The organism is Variovorax sp. FW301-JW7 (assembly GCF_058788795.1).
The window spans coordinates 71,043-88,035 of sequence record NZ_JBYTBC010000013.1 but is presented as its reverse complement, the minus strand read 5'-3'; the positions used below and the strand labels follow the sequence as shown (position 1 = coordinate 88,035).

15 protein-coding genes are annotated in these 16,993 nt (G+C 69.6%); 5 read left to right on the top strand and 10 right to left on the bottom strand.

Annotated elements, in window-relative coordinates; translation table 11 throughout:
- The first annotated feature begins 49 nt into the window (after positions 1–49).
- On the top strand, positions 50–697 hold the full coding sequence (locus AC3WQM_RS27655) for a TetR/AcrR family transcriptional regulator (protein ID WP_492683236.1): 648 nt from the start codon (positions 50–52) through the stop codon (positions 695–697).
- Positions 694–1,908 carry a glycosyltransferase gene (locus AC3WQM_RS27650; RefSeq protein ID WP_492683234.1) on the top strand — a complete coding sequence of 405 codons (1,215 nt, stop codon included), beginning with the start codon at positions 694–696 and terminating at the stop codon, positions 1,906–1,908. Before AC3WQM_RS27655 ends, AC3WQM_RS27650 begins: the two co-directional genes overlap by 4 nt.
- Here AC3WQM_RS27650 and AC3WQM_RS27645 read toward each other — a convergent pair.
- Entirely contained in the window at positions 1,905–3,857 is a 1,953-nt protein-coding gene (locus tag AC3WQM_RS27645) for a sigma-54-dependent Fis family transcriptional regulator (RefSeq protein WP_492683232.1), read from the bottom strand. The two genes, AC3WQM_RS27650 and AC3WQM_RS27645, sit on opposite strands and share 4 nt — an antisense overlap.
- 128 nt (positions 3,858–3,985) lie before the next feature.
- Here AC3WQM_RS27645 and AC3WQM_RS27640 point away from each other — a divergent pair, with 128 nt between their 5' ends.
- Positions 3,986–4,390, top strand: a complete 405-nt coding sequence (locus AC3WQM_RS27640; protein WP_492683230.1) for a hypothetical protein — start codon at positions 3,986–3,988, stop codon at positions 4,388–4,390.
- Between the two features lie 15 nt (positions 4,391–4,405).
- Here the strand turns inward: AC3WQM_RS27640 and AC3WQM_RS27635 are convergent, their stop codons facing one another.
- From AC3WQM_RS27635 to AC3WQM_RS27595, 9 genes are all read right to left on the bottom strand, one after another.
- Positions 4,406–5,107 carry an ABC transporter ATP-binding protein gene (locus AC3WQM_RS27635; protein ID WP_492683228.1) on the bottom strand — a complete coding sequence of 234 codons (702 nt, stop codon included), beginning with the start codon at positions 5,105–5,107 and terminating at the stop codon, positions 4,406–4,408.
- Positions 5,107–5,856, bottom strand: a complete 750-nt coding sequence (locus tag AC3WQM_RS27630) for an ABC transporter ATP-binding protein (protein WP_492683226.1) — start codon at positions 5,854–5,856, stop codon at positions 5,107–5,109. Before AC3WQM_RS27630 ends, AC3WQM_RS27635 begins: the two co-directional genes overlap by 1 nt.
- A gap of 145 nt (positions 5,857–6,001) precedes the next feature.
- On the bottom strand, positions 6,002–6,985 hold the full coding sequence (locus AC3WQM_RS27625) for a branched-chain amino acid ABC transporter permease (RefSeq protein ID WP_492683224.1): 984 nt from the start codon (positions 6,983–6,985) through the stop codon (positions 6,002–6,004).
- Positions 6,982–7,854 carry a branched-chain amino acid ABC transporter permease gene (locus AC3WQM_RS27620; RefSeq protein WP_492683222.1) on the bottom strand — a complete coding sequence of 291 codons (873 nt, stop codon included), beginning with the start codon at positions 7,852–7,854 and terminating at the stop codon, positions 6,982–6,984. The genes AC3WQM_RS27625 and AC3WQM_RS27620 overlap by 4 nt, the downstream gene beginning before the upstream one ends.
- Positions 7,855–7,959: 105 nt before the next feature.
- On the bottom strand, positions 7,960–9,135 hold the full coding sequence (locus AC3WQM_RS27615; RefSeq protein ID WP_307582577.1) for an ABC transporter substrate-binding protein: 1,176 nt from the start codon (positions 9,133–9,135) through the stop codon (positions 7,960–7,962).
- The gene (locus tag AC3WQM_RS27610; protein ID WP_492683220.1) at positions 9,132–9,941 is read right to left on the bottom strand and encodes an alpha/beta fold hydrolase; all 810 of its coding nucleotides are present in this window, start codon (positions 9,939–9,941) and stop codon (positions 9,132–9,134) included. The genes AC3WQM_RS27615 and AC3WQM_RS27610 overlap by 4 nt, the downstream gene beginning before the upstream one ends.
- A 151-nt stretch (positions 9,942–10,092) precedes the next feature.
- Complete coding sequence (locus AC3WQM_RS27605; RefSeq protein ID WP_492683218.1) at positions 10,093–11,646, bottom strand: benzoate-CoA ligase family protein; 1,554 nt, start codon at positions 11,644–11,646, stop codon at positions 10,093–10,095.
- Between the two features lie 34 nt (positions 11,647–11,680).
- Positions 11,681–13,231 carry a 3,4-dehydroadipyl-CoA semialdehyde dehydrogenase gene (locus tag AC3WQM_RS27600; RefSeq protein ID WP_492683216.1) on the bottom strand — a complete coding sequence of 517 codons (1,551 nt, stop codon included), beginning with the start codon at positions 13,229–13,231 and terminating at the stop codon, positions 11,681–11,683.
- Positions 13,228–13,722 (bottom strand): 4-hydroxylaminobenzoate lyase, encoded by a 495-nt coding sequence (locus AC3WQM_RS27595; RefSeq protein ID WP_492683214.1) that lies wholly within the window; start codon positions 13,720–13,722, stop codon positions 13,228–13,230. The genes AC3WQM_RS27600 and AC3WQM_RS27595 overlap by 4 nt, the downstream gene beginning before the upstream one ends.
- Positions 13,723–13,890: 168 nt before the next feature.
- On the opposite strand from AC3WQM_RS27595, the gene AC3WQM_RS27590 reads away from it, so the two are divergent.
- Positions 13,891–14,838 (top strand): helix-turn-helix transcriptional regulator, encoded by a 948-nt coding sequence (locus AC3WQM_RS27590; RefSeq protein WP_492683212.1) that lies wholly within the window; start codon positions 13,891–13,893, stop codon positions 14,836–14,838.
- Between the two features lie 459 nt (positions 14,839–15,297).
- On the top strand, positions 15,298–16,971 hold the full coding sequence (gene boxC / locus AC3WQM_RS27585; protein ID WP_489062247.1) for a 2,3-epoxybenzoyl-CoA dihydrolase: 1,674 nt from the start codon (positions 15,298–15,300) through the stop codon (positions 16,969–16,971).
- The last annotated feature ends 22 nt before the right edge of the window (positions 16,972–16,993 follow it).

Sequence of the window (16,993 nt, the reverse complement as noted above, 5' to 3'; positions counted from 1 at the left end):
TTGAACGACGTATAAAATTGGACGACGTTCAAATTCAAGGGCCCGCACCGTGACAGAACCCGATCCCCCCGGCCGCCGCGAGCGCCGCCGCGCCCAGACGCTCGACCACGTCGCCGCCACCGCCATGCGCCTGTTCGAAGCCCAGGGCTACGACGCGACGACGATGGAGCAGATCGCGCAGCAGTCCGACGTGGCCAAGGGCACGCTCTACAACCACTTCCCGACCAAGGAAGCGATCCTGGCGCACTGGGTGCACCTCGAACTCGTGGTCGATGCGCAGCGCCTGCATGCGTCGATCGACCCGAAGGCGGGCTTCACGGCGCAGCTCACAGGCCTGCTCGACGCCTCGGCCGACTGGTCCGAGCGCTACCGGGCCTACCTGCTCGACTATTTCCGTTTTCGCTTCCTCAACATCGAGAGCGAACTCGGCGGCGGCGACCGCGGCACGCCGCGCGACCTGTCGGGGCTGTTCGAGGCGCTCATCGCCGCCGCTCAGCAGGCCGGCACGCTGCGCACCGACGTCTCGGCGGCGCACCTCGCGAGCCTGCTGCACCACCTGTACTTCGGCGCGCTGATGCGCTGGCTCACGCTGCCCGGCCTCGTGCTGCGCGACGAGTTCGCGGTGGTCGTCGAGCTCTTCGTCGGCGGCGCGCGCACGGCCCCGAAGCCATCCGCTGCAAGGAGGCGCGCCCCATGAAACTCGCCGTGCTCACCTACGGCACCGAGGGCGACGCCCGCCCGCTCGCCGCGCTGTGCCGCGCGCTGGACGACGCGGGCCATGCGTCGGTGCTGCTGGCGGACGCCACCACGCTCGGCGCGGCCGAACGGCTCGGCGTGCGCTCGCAGGCGCTGGCCGGCGACATCCGGCAGGCGCTCGGCGGCGTCATCGCGCAGGGCGACAAGCCGGCCGCCGCCGCGAAGGCGCTGGCGGACATCGCCAATGCCAACCCCACGCCCTGGCTGCGCCAGACCGTGGAGGCGGCGCAAGGCTGCGACGCGATCGTCTGCGCGGGGCTCGCGGCCTTCGTGGGCCTGTCGGCGGCCGAGGCGCTGGGCGTGCCGGCCATCGGCGCGGGCATGTTCCCGCTCACGCCGACGGCCGCGTTCGCCTCGCCCTTTCTGCCGCCTGCCCGTGTGCCGCGCTTCTTGAACCGCGCGAGCCACCACCTCGTCAACGGGCTGCTCTGGCGCGCCTTCCGGCCGGCCGTGAATGCCGCGCGCGCCGAGGTCTGCGGCCTGCCGCCGCGCCGCCGCCTGTGGACCACGCACCCCGCGCTCTATGGCTACTCGCCGAGCCTGCTGCCGCGCCCCGCCGACTGGCCGGCCAACGTTGCCGTGTGCGGCCAGTGGCTCGCGCCCGTGCCCGACTGGCAGCCGCCGGTGGCGTTGCACGACTTCCTCGCGGCCGGCGAGGCACCCGTCTACATCGGCTTCGGCAGCATGACGGGCTTCGACAAGGCGCGGCTGCTCGCGGCCCTCGTCGACGGCATGGCCGGCCGGCGCGCGGTGCTGCACCCCGGATGGAGCGGCCTCGAAGTGGAGCAGCTGCCGCCGAACTTCCACGTCATCGGCGACACCCCGCACGACTGGCTCTTTCCGCAGATGGCGCTGGTGGTGCACCACGGCGGCTCGGGCACCAGCCACTCGGCCGCGCGCGCGGGCGTGCCCTCGGTGGTCGTGCCCTTCGCGGGCGACCAGGCGTTCTGGGCGCACCACCTCGCGCAGGCGGGCGTGGCGCCGCCTGCGGTGGCGGGGGCCCGGTTCGGCGCCGACGACCTGGCGCGCGGCATCGCCTTCGCGCACGACCCGCAGGTGCGCGCGCGGGCACGGGCATTGGGCGAACGCATGCGCGCGGAAGACGGCTTGGGCACGGCCGTGCGCACCATCGAACAGATCCTGAGGCGTTAGCCGCGCTGCGGCGCCACGATGCCGAAGCGCTTCATGTGGCGGTACGCGGTGGCGCGGCTGATGCCGAGCGCCTGCGCAGCCCGCGCCACATGCCAGCGGTGGCGCTGCAGCGCGTCGAGCAGGCGCGTGGCGTCGGCGGCGTTGTCTTCAGCGTCGACCGTGGAAGGCATGGCGTCGCGGTGGTCGAGCGACGAACGATGCGGCGCCAAGCGAAGTTCCTCGGGCGTGATGCTCGCCCCCGTGCAGAGCGCCAGCGCCAGCCGCAGCACATTGCGCAACTCGCGCAGGTTGCCCGGCCAGTCGTGCGCCATCAGCCGCTGCATCGCGGCCTCCGACAGCCGTGCGGTCGAGCCCATCGCCGCTGCCTCTTCACGGAACATCGCCTCGATCAGATAACGCCGGTCGCGCCGCGCGCGCAGCGGTGGCAGCTTCAGCACCGCGCCGCACAGCCGGTAGTACAGGTCCTCGCGAAAGCGCCCGGCCGCGACCAGCGCCGACAGGTCGCGGTGCGTGGCCGCCACCACCGCGAGGTCCACGCGCTGCGGCGATTCCGCGCCCAGCGGCAGCACCTCGCCTTCGGACAGCACGCGCAGCAGCCGTGTCTGCAGCGCCATCGGCATGTCGCCGATCTCGTCGAGAAAGAGCGTGCCGCGGTCGGCCTGCGCGATCAGGCCCTTCATGCCCTTGGCGCGGCCGCCCGTGAAGCTGCCGGGCGTGTAGCCGAAGAGCTCGCTCTCGATCAGCGAATCGGGAATGGCCGCGCAGTTCACCGCCACGAAGGGCAGCGCCGCACGCCGGCTCGCGCCATGCAGCGCGCGCGCCAGCACCTCCTTGCCGCTGCCGGTCTCGCCTTCGACCAGCACATGGATGCCGCGGTCCACGAGCCGGCGCGCCTGCGCGATCAGCTGCTGCATCGCGGGGTCGTCGTCGCCCGCGATGCGTTCGAGTGGCGGCAAACGGTCCGAAGGCTGGGGTGCGGGCGATGTGGATGCGGTGACCGGCGAGCGCCGCAGGCGCGGCGCGATCAGCGAGGCGTGGTACTCGCCGCCGCCGGGCAGCAGCACCGTGTGCGCAAACGGCAGGGCCGACGCGCCGCCGTTGCCCAGCCGCCAGATCGCGTCCATCGGCAGGTGCAGCAGCTCCGACACCGCGCCGCCCAGCAGCGGTGGCTGGCGCCCCAGGAAGACCTCGCGCGCGCCCCCGTTTGCGCCCACCACCGTGCCGCCCTCGTCGAAGGCCAGCATCACTTCGCCCGCCACGTCGACCAGCCCGAAGGCACTGCCCAGCCGCAGGATCCAGTGGCCGCGAAAGTGCCGCAGGAAGTCGGCGTCCTCGATCATCCGTGCGTAGATCGACACCAGGTGGCGCACCAGGTGCTGGCTCTCGCGCGCCTCGGGCGAGCGCAGGGCCGACACGTCGAGGATCGCCGTGAGCTTGCCGCTGTGGTCGAACAGCGGCGCCGTCGTGCAGGTGAGCGCGATGTGCGTGGCGTCGAAATGCTCGGTCTGGTGGCAGGTCATCGGCTGGCGCTCGATGAGACAGGTGCCCACGCCGCAGGTGCCGGCGTGCGCCTCGTTCCAGTCGGCGCCCAGGTACAGGCCGGCGCGGCGCAGCTGGTCGTCCCAGGCCGGGTTGCCGATGTAGTCGACCGTGATGCCCTCGGCATCGGTCAGCAGCACCATGTAGCCCAGCTCGGCCACGCGGCGGTAGATGTCTTCCATGCCCGCACGCGCGGCACGCAGGAAGTGCTCGAGCTGCTGCTGGTGCGCGCGCACCTCCTGCGCCGGCAGGATGCGCGCGGGCGTCGGCCGCGACGGATCGAGCCCGTGGTCGCGCACGCAGCGCGCCCACGACTTGTGCACCAGGCTCGCCGCCGGATCGGCCCGCAGCGCCGTGCCGGTGGCGATCGAATAGACGTTGTCGATGTGGCGCGATTGCAGGGACGTCATGCGCAGCCTCGTGCGTGGGTGGGCGCGGCACGGGGAGGGGCTGCGCAGCCGGACATGATTCGGCTGTCGCGCTGTCGCAGGACAGAGGTGAAACCCGGTGGGCTGAAAAGTCCGGTTACGCTTCTTCGATGCCGACCCTTGAAACGCTGCGCAAATCACTGGAGAAAACAGCGTCGGACGCCAGGGACATGTTCCTGGCGACGACGACGCCCAAGACACGCGAGGTCTTCCTTTCGCGCGGGCAGCTGGGGGACGAGGGCACGGGCGCCGTCTATGCCTACTTCGACGCGGACGGCCGTGCGGTCTACGTCGGTGAAACGGGCCGCCGCATCAAGTCACGGATGCACGATGAAACCTCGCCGCATGCCAAGGCCGCGTGGTGGCCTTCGTGGACGGCGATGCGCTTCCTGCGCGTCAGCGATCGCACCGACCGGTTGACGCTCGAACTGCTGCTGATCCTGGCGCTGAAGCCGCCGTTCAATGCGAAGCCTGGGGCGAGGGTGTTCGCCGAGATGTTCGCGTCGGCGGACTGACTGACAGCGTGCGGGCTACACGCCCAGCAATTCCTCCAGCACCTGCGGCTCGGCCAGCAGATCGGCCGACGCCCCATGCCGCACGATCTGCCCCTTCTCCATCACCACCGCCAGGTCCGTGTGCGCGAGCACCTTGCGGTAGTCGCGGTCGACGATCAGCGTGGCGATGCCGGTCGCGCGGATCTCGCTGATCACGCGCCAGATCTCGGCCACGATCAGCGGGGCGAGGCCTTCGGTGGCCTCGTCGAGGATCAGCAGGCGCGGATTGGTCATGAGCGCGCGGCCAATGGAGAGCATCTGCTGCTCGCCGCCCGACAGCTGCTGGCCGCCGTGCGAGAGCCGTTCCGACAGGCGCGGAAAGGTGGCCATCACGCGGCCGAAGGTCCAGGCGCGCTGGCCGTCGATGCCGGCGCGCTCGCTCATCACGAGGTTCTCGCGCACCGACAGGTTCGGGAAGATGCCGCGCCCCTCAGGCACGTAGCCGATGCCCAGCCGCGCCATCTTCTCGGGCGGCAGGCCGGTGACGGTGCGGCCGTCGACCTGCACTTCGCCTGAAGCGGGGCGCACGTAGCCCATGATCGTGCGGATCAGCGTGGTCTTGCCCATGCCATTGCGCCCGAGCAGGCCCACCGAGGTCGCCGCCGGAATGCCGGCATGCACGCCGCGCAGGATGTGGCTGTTGCCGTAATAGGTGTTGAGGTCGCGAACGATCAGCATCAGTGTTGCTCCTCGCCGAGGTACGCCGTGCGGACCTCGGGGTTCTCGCGAATTTCTTGTGGGTTGCCCGTGGCGATGACGGTGCCGTTCACCATCACCGTGATGCGGTCGGCGATGCGGAACACGGCGTCCATGTCGTGCTCCACCAGCAGGATGGCGTGCGTGGCCTTCAGCCGCGCGAGCAGCGTGAGCATGCGGTCGGTTTCCTCGGCGCCCATGCCGGCGAGCGGTTCGTCCAGCAGCAGCACGCGCGGATGGGTGGCCAGGCACATCGCCACTTCGAGCTGGCGCTGCGCGCCGTGGCTCAGCGTGCCGGCGACGCGCCGGGCTTCGGCCGCGAGGCCGGCGGCTTCGAGCGCCGCGTCGGCCGAGGCGTTGCTGGTGGCGCAGCGCTGCGACGACTGCCAGATCGCCCACGGTTTGGCCGTGGCGGCCTGCGCGGCGAGGCGGCAGTTCTCGTGCACCGTGAACTCCGGGAAGATGGTGGTGCGCTGGTAGCTGCGGCCCACGCCGTCGCGGGCGCGGCGCGACTGCGCGCGCGCGGTGATGTCCACGCCGTCCAGCGCGATGCGGCCTTCGGAGGCCTCGATCTCGCCCGAGAGCATGTTGATGAGCGTCGACTTGCCGGCACCGTTGGTGCCGATCACCGCATGCACCTCACCGATGTGCAGGTCGAGCGTGACGGCGTTGACGGCCGTGAGGCCGCCGAAGCGGCGCGTGAGTTTGTCGACGGACAGCAGTGCGGTCATGGTGTTGCTCCTTCCCCTTCCGGGGGAAGGTGGGGATGGGGGCACGCGGCCTTCGAGGCTGCGCGGCGTTGGAGGCCGTCAGCCCCCACCCCGGCCCTCCCCCGGGAGGGGAGGGAGAAATTCACAGTCGAAGCCAGAGCGCGGGTCATGCGCCTCCCTTCGGCGACAGGCGCTGCACCAGGCCGATCAGGCCCTTGGGCAGCAGCGCCACGAACACGATGATGGCAATGCCCAGCGTGAGCTGCCAGTGGTCGGCCAGCGGGCCCATCACGGCGTGGGTGGAGAAGATTTCCTTGAGCAGCGTGAAGGCCACGGCGCCGATCACCGCGCCGCGCAGGTGGCCGAGGCCGCCCAGGATCACCATCAGCAGCACCTCGCCCGAGTTGTGCCAGGCCATCAGCTCGGGGTTGACCACGCCGTCGCGCGAGGCCAGCAGAAAGCCCGCGAGCCCGGCCAGCGCGCCCGCGAGCACGAAGGCCGCGAGCTTGTAGCCGTACACCGCGAAACCCGCCGCGCGCATGCGCTGCTCGTTCACGCGGATGCCCGCGAGCGCCGCGCCGAAGCGCGAGCGGCGGATGAGCGCCAGCAGGCCGTAGGTGAACACCAGCGCCGCCAGCACCACGTAGAACAGCACCGTGCGGTTCTCCATGTCGAGCGCGCCGAGGGCCGGGCGCACGTACAGGTAGATGCCGTCGCTGCCGCCGCCGACCTTGGTGTCGTGGAACACGAAGAAGGCCATCTGCGCAAAGGCCAGCGTGACCATGATGAAGTACACGCCGCGCGTGCGCAGGCTCAGTGCGCCCACGAAGAGCGCATACAGCGCCGCCGCGCCCATCGACAGCACCAGCAGCAGCGCGAAGTTGCCGCCCTCGCTGCCCGAGGCCAGCACCGTGACGTACGCCCCGATGCCGTAGAAGGCCGCATGGCCCAGGCTCACGAGCCCGGTCATGCCCACGAGCAGTTCCAGGCTGAGCGCGAAGATCGACAGGATCATCACCTTGACGATGAAGTCCGACGCGTAGTTGCCCAGCAGCGGGCCCGCCACGGCGAGGGCGATGGCGCACAGCACGGGCACGACGAAGGCACCACGCCGCGGCGACGACGGTGCGGATGCAACCACCGGGCTCATGGCCGCCTCCCCATCAAGCCTTCGGGCTTCCAGATCAGCACGATGGCCATCAAGAGGTAGATGCCGATGCCCGCCAGGTCGGCGAAGAACACCTTGCCGAAGGTGTCGACAAAACCCACCAGCAGCGAGGCGACGAGCGCCCCGGTGATCGAGCCGATGCCGCCGATCACCACCAGCACGAAGCAGATGATGAGCACGCTGGCGCCCATGTTGGGGTACACCGAGGACATCGGCGCGGCGATCATGCCGGCCAGCGCCGCCAGCGCCACGCCGGCCGCGAACACGATGCGGTACAGCCGCTTCACGTCGATGCCCAGGCCGCGCACCATGTCGCGGTTGCTGGCGCCGGCGCGGATCATCATGCCCAGGCGCGTGCGGTTCACCACGTAGTACAGGCCCACGGCCAGCACGATGCAGGCGGCCGAGGCAAACAGGCGATACCACGGGTAGCTCATGACGTTGCCCAGCGCGAAGCTGCCGTCCAGCCACGCGGGCACCTTCACGCCGTGCACGTCGTTGCCCACGAAGATGGAGCGCAGCTCCTCGAACACCAGGATGAGCCCGTAGGTCATGAGCACCTGCTGCAGGTGGTCGCGCTGGTAGAGGTAGCTGAAGAAGGCCCACTCCAGCATGTAGCCGAAGATCGCGGCCAGCACCACGCCGGCCGCCAGCATCAGCAGGAACTGGTCGCCGAACAGCGGCGCCAGCGAGAACGCCATGTAGGCGCCGATCATGTAGAAGCTCCCGTGGGCGAGGTTGATGACGCCCATGATCCCGAAGATCAGCGTCAGCCCCGAGGCCACGAGAAAGAGCAGCAGGCCGTACTGAACGGAGTTCAGGCACTGCACCAAGAAGGTTCCGAAATCCACCGTGTGATCCCAGTTGAGTGTGGTTGCCGCAAGGCGGCTCGCAACCCCGTGAACTCGGTCAGGGGCCGCGAGGGAACGAGAGAGAACCGAAGGCCCGTGCCTGGCTTACATCCGGCAGCCGCGAGCGGGGTCCGACAGGCCCTTGATCGCGGTGCTGACCAGCTTGTTTTCCTTGCCCTCGACCTTGCGCAGGTAGATGTCCTGCACCGGGTTGTGCGACTTGCTCACCGTGAAGGTGCCGCGCGGGCTGTCGATCTTCGCCTTCTCGATCGCACCCGTGAACTCGGCCTTCTTCGAGATGTCGCCCTTGGTGGCATTCAGGCCCACGCCCAGCATCTGCGCGGCGTCGTAGCCCTGCACCGCGTACACGTCGGGCTGCAGCTTGAAGGACTTGGCATAGGCCACGCGGAAGGCGTTGTCGCGCGGGGTGTTCAGGCCGTCGGCGTAGTGCAGCGTGGTGAGCATGCCTTGCGCCGATTCGCCCTGCGCGTCGAGCGTGCCGTCGGTCAGGAAGCCGGGGCCGTACAGCGGGATGGTCTTGTTCAGGCCGGCGGCCTGGTAGTCCTTGACGAACTTCACCGCGCCGCCGCCCGCGAAGAAGGCGTACACCGCATCGGGCTTGGCCGCCGCGATCTCGGTCAGCAGGGCCTGGAACTCCACGTTGGGGAAGGGCAGGGTGAGCTGCTTGTCGACCTTGCCGCCGTTCTTCTCGAAGCCTTCCTTGAAGCCGTTGACCGACTCTTCGCCGGCCGCGTACTTCCAGGTGATGGTCATGACCTTCTTCTTGCCCTGCTGCTTGGCCGCCACCTCGCCCATGGCGTAGGCCGGCTGCCAGTTGCTGAACGAGCTGCGGAAGATGTTGGGCGCGCACATCGGGCCCGTCACCGCGTCGGCGCCGGCGTTGGGCACGATGAGCACAGTGCCGCTTTCCTTGGCGGCCTTGGCCATGGCCATCGCCACGCCCGAGTGCACGGTACCCACGATCACGTCGACGTTGTCGCGCTTGATGAGCTTGTTGACGTTGTCGGTGGCCTTGGCCGGGTCGGACTCGTCGTCGACCTTGAAGTATTCGATCTCGCGGCCGGCGAGCTTGCCGCCCTGCTGTTCCACGTAGAGCTTGAAGCCGTTTTCAATGGCCACGCCCAGGGCGGTGTAGGTACCGCTGTAGGGCAGCATGAGGCCGACCTTGAGCTTGCCGGTGCCTTGTGCGCCGGCCGCGGAGGCCAGGGCGGCGAAGGCGATGGCCGTGAGCGCCAAGCGCGCGGTGCGAAGGTTCGTCATGGTGTCTGTCTCCTGTTGTTGGTGATGAAAGAAGCGGTCGCGACGATGACACGATCCGGCTGATCGCGATGCGGGGAATGCCCGCATTCAGGGATTTCGAGCAGCTCGCAAACTCCACCGACGCGTGGTGCGATGTCGCGGATCTGCGCGAGCGTGCCGTACGCGTCGTCGATGCCCTGCACCGCGAGCACGGGGCAGCGGATCGTGGCCAGCTCGGCCTCGATGTTCCAGTCGCGAAAGGGCGGGTGCAGCCAGATGCGGTTCCAGCCCCAGAAGGCCGAGTCGGCGCTGTCGTGGTAGCGGCCGAGCTTGCTGGGCAGGTCGCTTGTGCGGTAGGCGTCGCGTGCGATCTCGATGTTCGCGACGGTCTTGTCTTCCACGAAGATGTGCGGCGCGAGCACCACGAGGCCCGCGACCCTGTCGGAGAAGCGCGAGGCGTACAGCAGCGAGATCGAGCCGCCGTCGCTGTGGCCGAAGAGCCAGGGTTTTTCGTCGCCGAGCTTCAGCGCGGCGAACAGCGCGGGCAGCACCTCGTGCGCCTGGCGGTGCATGAAGTCGACGTCCCAGATCTCGTCCTCGGCGCGCGGCGTGGAGCGGCCGTAGCCGGGGCGCGAGAACACGAGGCCGCGCGCGCCGGTGGCCTCGCAGACTTGCGCGGGGAAGTCCTTCCACATCGCGACGGAGCCCAGGCCCTCGTGCAGGAACACGATGAGCGGGGTGTCGGCGCCGCGCTCGGGGGCGATCCACTGGCACTCGATGCGCACGGTGCGCCCGCGCCAGTCGATGGTGGCGAAGTCGGTGCTCATTGCATGGCCTCTGGCTGTTGCTCCTTCCCCTTCCGGGGGAAGGCTGGGATGGGGGCTCGCGGCGCTTGCAAAGGCTGTGCGTGTGTGGAGGCCGATGCCCCCACCCCAACCCTCCCCCGGGAGGGGAGGGAGAAAAACGGGGACCGCATGCTCATGCCTGCTTCTCCCGCTCGCGCAAGCGGAACCGCTGAATCTTCCCCGTCGCCGTCTTCGGCAGCTCGCTCACGAACTCCAAAAAGCGCGGGTACTTGTAGGGCGCCAGGCGCTCCTTCACGAAGGCCTTGAGCTCGTCCTCGGTGGCGGCGGCGCCGTCTTTCAGCACCACGAAGGCCTTGGTCTTCGTGAGCCCGTCGGCGTCGTCCTTGCCGATGACGGCGGCCTCGAGCACGGCGGGGTGCTGCATCAGCGTGGCCTCGACCTCGAAGGGCGAGACGTAGATGCCGCTGACCTTGAGCATGTCGTCGCTGCGCCCGGCGTACGTGAAGTAGCCGTCGGCGTCGCGCGTGTACTTGTCGCCGCTCTTGGTCCAGCCGCCCTGGAAGGTGTCGCGCGACTTCTCGCGATTGGTCCAGTACATGAGCGCCGAGCTCGGGCCGCGGATGTACAGGTCGCCCACCTCGCCGTCGGGCACGGGGCGGCCGTCCTCGCCGCGCAGCTCGACCTCGTAGCCGTCCACCGGCTTGCCCGTGGTGCCGTAGCGCACGTCGCCGGGCCGGTTGGAGATGAAGATGTGCAGCATCTCGGTCGAGCCGATGCCGTCGATGATCTCGCAGCCGAAGTGCGCCTTGAAGCGCTGCGCGATCTCGCCCGGCAGCGCTTCGCCGGCCGACGAGCACATGCGCAGCGCCACGGCTTCGCGCGCGGGCAGCTTGGGCGAGGCGAGCATGCCGGCGAAGCCTGTGGGTGCGCCGAAGAACACGGTGGGCTTGTGCTCGGTCCAGCGGCGGAAGGTGGCGTCGGGCGTGGGGCGCTCGGCCATCAGCACGACGGTGGCGCCCACCGACAGCGGGAAGGTCAGCGCATTGCCCAGGCCGTACGCGAAGTACATCTTGGCGGCCGAGAAGCACACGTCGCCTTCGGTGAGGCCGAGCACGGGCTTGCCGTAGAGCTCGGCGGTCCACCACAGGTTGGCGTGCGTGTGCACCGTGCCCTTGGGCTTGCCGGTGGAGCCGGAGGAATAGAGCCAGAAGCCGGGATCGTCCGACGCGGTGAGCGCGGGGGCGGCCAGCGGCTCGACGGCGGCGAGCGCGGCTTCGAACTCTTGTGCGCCCTCGGGCAGCGCGCCCGTCGGTTGCGACACGAACAGCGTCTGCACTTCATGGCCGCCGCGCGCCATCGCATCTTGCAAGGTCGGCAGCAGCGCGCCCGACACCAGCACCGCCTGCGCGCGGCTGTGGTCGAGCATGTAGGCGTAGTCGTCGGGCGTGAGCAGCGTGTTCACGGCCACGGGCACGATGCCCGCGTAGAGGCAGCCCAGGAAGCTCACGGGCCAGTCGTTGCCGTCGAGCATGAGCAGCAGCACGCGCTCTTCGCGGCGGATGCCCGCGGCCTTCAGCGCGGCGGCCAGGCGGCGCGCGCGGTCTTCGAGCTGGCCGTAGCCCAGCGTGCCGCGGTCGTCGATGTAGGCGGTGCGCTCGGCGCGGCCGCGGTTGAGGGCGAACAGGTGTTCGGCAAAGTTGAATCGTGCGGGCAGGCTGCTGTTCATCGTGTGTCTCCTTGGGGCCTGTGCGTGGCGGGCTCTAGAGGCCGAGCGCGGCGAGCACGCCGGGGCTCGCCTGCACCGCGCTCCTGCGGTGATAGAAATCGAGCGCGCGCAGGCCGCCCAGTTCGGCGCCACCGCCCGCGCGGCCGGGGCCGCCGTGCAGCGACATCGGCATCACGTTGCCGTGGCCGGTGTGGGCCTGCGCCACCTCGGGCGTGATGACGTGCACGCGGCCGTGGCTCGGTGCGACCGACAGCGCGGCCTGGGCCAGCGCGGCATCGTCGCTGCCGTACAGCGAGGTGACGAGCGAACCCTGCCCACGGTGCGCGAGCGCGATGCCGTGCGCCAGGTCGTTGTAGGGCAGCAGCGTGGCGACCGGGCCGAACACTTCCACGTCGTGCACGCGCTGCGCCGCATCGGCGTTGCGCGCGCCCAGCAGCACGGGGCCGATGCAGGCGGCCACGGCCGGGTCGGCGTCGATGAGGGGCTTGTTACTGCTGTCGTGCAGCACGGTGGTCTGCGCGGCCAGGGCGTCGAGGCCTTCGCGCACAGCGTTCAGTTGCGCACGGCTCACGAGCGAGCCCATGCGCACGCTCTCGTTGCGCGGGTTGCCGACCGTGACGCCCGCGAGCTTCGCGCCGATGGCTTCGGCGGCGGCGTCGTACACCTCGGCCGGCACCAGGATGCGGCGGATGGCGGTGCACTTCTGGCCCGACTTGACCGTCATCTCGCGCACCACTTCGCGCACGAGCAGGTTGAAGGCCTCGCTGCCGGGCGCGGCGCCGGGCAGCAGCAGGGCGCTGTTGAGGCTGTCGGCCTCGATGTTCACGCGCACCGAACGCTCGGCCACGGCCGGGTGCGAACGGATCACGGCGGCCGTCTCGGCCGAGCCGGTGAACGAGACCACGTCGAAAGGCTGCAGCTGGTCCATCAGGCCGGCCGAGCTGCCGCAGATGACCGACAGCGCGCCGGCCGGCAGCACGCCCGCATCGACCACGTCTTTCACCATGCGCTGCGTGAGCCAGGCGGTGGCCGTGGCGGGCTTCACGATCACGGGCACGCCCGACAGCAGCGCGGGCGCGGCCTTTTCCCACAGGCCCCACGAGGGGAAGTTGAAGGCGTTGATGAACAGCGCCACGCCGTGCGTCGGCACCTGCAGGTGCTGCGACTGGAACACGGGCTCCTTGCCGAGCTTCACGGCCTCGCCGTCGCGCAGCGCGCGCACGTCGCCGAGCGCGTCACCCCACTTGGCGTACTGGCCGAGCGTGAAGATCGCGCCGTCGATGTCGACGGCCGAGTCGTTCTTCACCGTGCCGCAGTTCGCGGTGGCGATCTCGTAGTACGCGTCGCGGTTCGCCTGCAGCACCTTCACGAGCGCGGCGATCAGGCCGGCGCGCTGGCGGTAGGTGAGGGCGCGCAGCGCGCGGCCGCCTTGCTCACGCGCAAAGGCGAAGGCCTCGGGCAGGTCGAGGCCGGTGGCGTCGACGCGCGCGAGTTCGGTGCCGAGCACCGGGTCGAACAGGGGCGTGCCGGCGCCCGTGCCGCTTTGCCAGCGGCCGGCGACGTGGTTGGCGAGAAGGTCGGTCATGAGGTGAACTTGATCTGCCCTTCGGGCAGGAGATAGAGGACGAGCGCGCGGCCGTGGGCCACGGTCGGGCGGTGTGCGGTGCCGGGCCCGTAGACGCACCAGCCCGCGGGCCGGCCGTCGAAGGTGGCGGCGGGGGTGTCGTCCAGCGGCATGATCAGGTCGATCTCGCCGTTGGGATGCGTGTGGTGCGGGCCGGCGAGGTCCTGCATGTCGACCACGTCGACCGAGAAGCGGTGCAATGCGTCCTCGGCCTTGAAGACGCGGCCGTATCGGATGCCGCCGCCTTCGCGATCGCACAGCCAGCCCTCGGCGACGCCGCCGATGCAGGCCTGGCGCAGTTGCGCAAAACGGGCGCTGCCGGCGCCGTGGGTGGCGTTGAGCCACTGGTCGAGCGTGGCGTCCAGCGGCTGGCCGGCGATCTCGGCGGTCAGGTCGGCGATCAGCTGGTGAAATGCCGCCTTGCCGGTGGCGGGCGTGGGGGTGTCGGACATCGTGGGCCTCGAACGGATGAACTATCGTCTTCTTGCAGGAAGTCTGCGTGTGCAGTATCTTGCGTGTGATCGAACAATAAGCAGCGAGACAACAGGTGTCAAGCAATATAGTGCATATATGGTGTTTACCCTGAGCGCGCACAATCCCGGCGAAGAACGAGGAATGGCATGAACGAGCATGTAGACGCGGTGCTGGCCACCGCGCCCGAGGGCGGCACCGGCAACCACCACGGCGCCGCCGTGGCCGGGGAGGCCAAGAACCCACTGCTGGTGGCACTGGGCGACCGCGTGCGCAACCTGCGCGCGCAGCGCGGCCTCACGCGCAAGGCGGTGGCCCTGTCGGCCGACGTGTCGGAGCGCCATCTGGCGAACCTGGAATACGGCATCGGCAACGCATCGATCCTGGTGCTGCAGCAGGTGGCCGGGGCGCTGCACTGCTCGCTGGCCGAGCTGGTGGGCGACGTGACGACCAGTTCGCCCGAGTGGCTGCTGATCCGCGAGCTGCTCGAGCACCGCAGCGAGGCCGACCTGCGCCGCGTGCGCGTGGCGCTGGGCGAGATGCTGGGCACGGCCTCGGTCGACCCGGCGCGGCACCGGCGCATCGCGCTCGTGGGGCTGCGCGGCGCGGGCAAGTCGACGCTGGGGCAGATGCTGGCCGAAGACCTCGAGATTCCATTCATCGAGCTGAGCCGCGAGATCGAGAAGCTCGCGGGCTGCAGCGTGCGCGAAATCCACGACCTGTACGGCACCAACGCCTACCGCCGCTACGAGCGCCGCGCGCTGGAAGAGGCGGTGCAGATCTACAGCGAGGTGGTCATCGCCACGCCCGGCGGCATCGTGTCCGACCCGGCCACCTTCAACGAGCTGCTGGCCCACTGCACCACCGTGTGGCTGCAGGCCGCGCCCGAGGAGCACATGGGCCGCGTGGCCGCGCAGGGCGACACCCGCCCGATGGCCGCCAGCAAGGAAGCGATGGAAGACCTGCGGCGCATCCTGAACGGGCGCGCCGCTTTCTATTCGAAGGCTGATCTGTCGGTCGATACCAGTGGAAAGACCTTGCCGCAGAGCTTTCAGGCGCTGCGTGCGGTCGCCCGGCAGTCGATGGGGTTGGCCTGAGTTTCTGACTGGGTTGTGTCGAGCGTTCGCTGTTCAGGGCGACGCTCCCGCCGACGGGGTACCTTGCTCCGCGAATGTCCCCCGGCCTGCGGCCTCCTCCTTAATTTCGCTGCGCAAGGCACCCCGTCGGCGGGAGCGTTGGGAGGTGCGGTGGTTGATCGGCCATGTCCCGGCCGCGTGCCCCGTGCGCAGGGCACTGGGTGCTTCCCGCAGCGAAATCAAGGAGGAGGGCGAAGCCCGGGGGACATTCGCGGAGGGAAGTACCCGGTGTCCTGCGCACACCCCCTGATCCGTCGTGCGCCCCGCACAAGCCCTGCCCGATCCTGAAATCTGAAAAAAAGCACAACAGGCATTGACTTGCCTATTTGCATGCAGCATGATGCATGTCATCGGAACAAGAAAGTGCATTATTATTCCTGTTCACGGTTTTCTGAACACAGCCCCACAGGAGACTTCCGCATGACCGACACCACGCTCCAGGCGCCCCAGCGCGTCGACTACCGCATCGAACCCGCCCAGTACCGCCACTGGTCGCTGAGCTTCGACGGCGCCATTGCGCGCCTCACGCTCGACATCGCGGAAGACGGCGGCATCCGCCCCGGCTACAAGCTCAAGCTCAACAGCTACGACCTGGGCGTGGACATCGAGCTGAACGACGCGCTCAACCGCATCCGCTTCGAGCATCCTGAAGTGCGCAGCGTGATCGTCACCAGCGGCAAGGACCGCATCTTCTGCTCCGGCGCCAACATCTTCATGCTCGGCGTTTCCAGCCACGCCTGGAAGGTGAACTTCTGCAAGTTCACCAACGAGACGCGCAACGGCATGGAAGACACCTCGAAGTACTCGGGCCTGAAGTTCCTCGCGGCCGTGAACGGCGCCTGCGCCGGCGGCGGCTACGAACTGGCATTGGCCTGCGACGAGATCCTGTTGGTCGACGACCGCTCCTCGTCCGTCTCGCTGCCCGAAGTGCCCCTGCTCGGCGTGCTGCCCGGCACCGGCGGCCTCACCCGCGTGACCGACAAGCGCCACGTGCGCCACGACCTCGCCGACATCTTCTGCACCAGCGTCGAAGGCGTGCGCGGCCAGCGCGCGGTCGACTGGCGCCTGGTCGATGCCGTGGCCAAGCCCGCACAGTTCCCCGCCGCCGTGCAGGAGCGCGCCACCCAGCTCGCCGCCGGCAGCGACCGCCCCGCCGGCGCCAAGGGCGTGGCCCTGACCCGCGTCGAGCGCACCGACAGCGCCGACGGCATCGCGTATGCCAACGTCAACGTGCAGATCGACCGCAGCAAGCGCACCGCGACGATCACCGTGAAGGCGCCCACCGGCGCGCAGCCGGCCGACATCGCCGCCATCGAAGCCGCGGGCGCCGCCTGGTGGCCGCTGGCCGTGTGCCGCGAGCTCGACGACGCCATCCTCAACCTGCGCACCAACGAACTCGACGTCGGCACCTGGCTGCTCAAGACCGAAGGCGACGCCGCCGCCGTGCTCGCATCGGATGCCGTGATGTTCGCCAACAAGGACCACTGGCTGGTGCGCGAAACCATCGGCGCGCTGCGCCGCACGCTGGCACGCCTGGATGTGTCGTCGCGCAGCCTGTTCGCGCTGGTCGAGGCCGGCTCGTGCTTCGCCGGCACGCTGGCCGAGCTGGCCTTTGCGGCCGACCGCACCTACATGCTCGCGCTGCCCGACGATGCCGCGCGCGCACCGAAGCTCACGCTCAACGAATTCAACTTCGGCTTCTTCCCGATGGTGAACGACCAGAGCCGCCTGCAGCGCCGCTTCTATGAAGAGGCCGCGCCGCTCGAAGCCGCGCGCGCCGCCGCCGGCCAGGCGCTCGACGCCGACGAGGCCGTGAAGCTCGGCCTCGTGACCGCCGCGCCCGACGACATCGACTGGGACGACGAGATCCGCATCGCCATCGAAGAGCGCGCCGCCATGTCGCCCGACGCACTCACCGGCCTCGAAGCCAACCTGCGCTTCGCCAGCAAGGAGAACATGGCCACCCGCATCTTCGGCCGCCTCACGGCCTGGCAGAACTGGATCTTCAACCGCCCCAATGCCGTCGGCGAGAAGGGCGCGCTGAAGGTCTACGGCACCGGTCAAAAAGCCGGCTTCGACCTGAACCGCGTTTGAGCACCCAGCAGTCCGCACAACC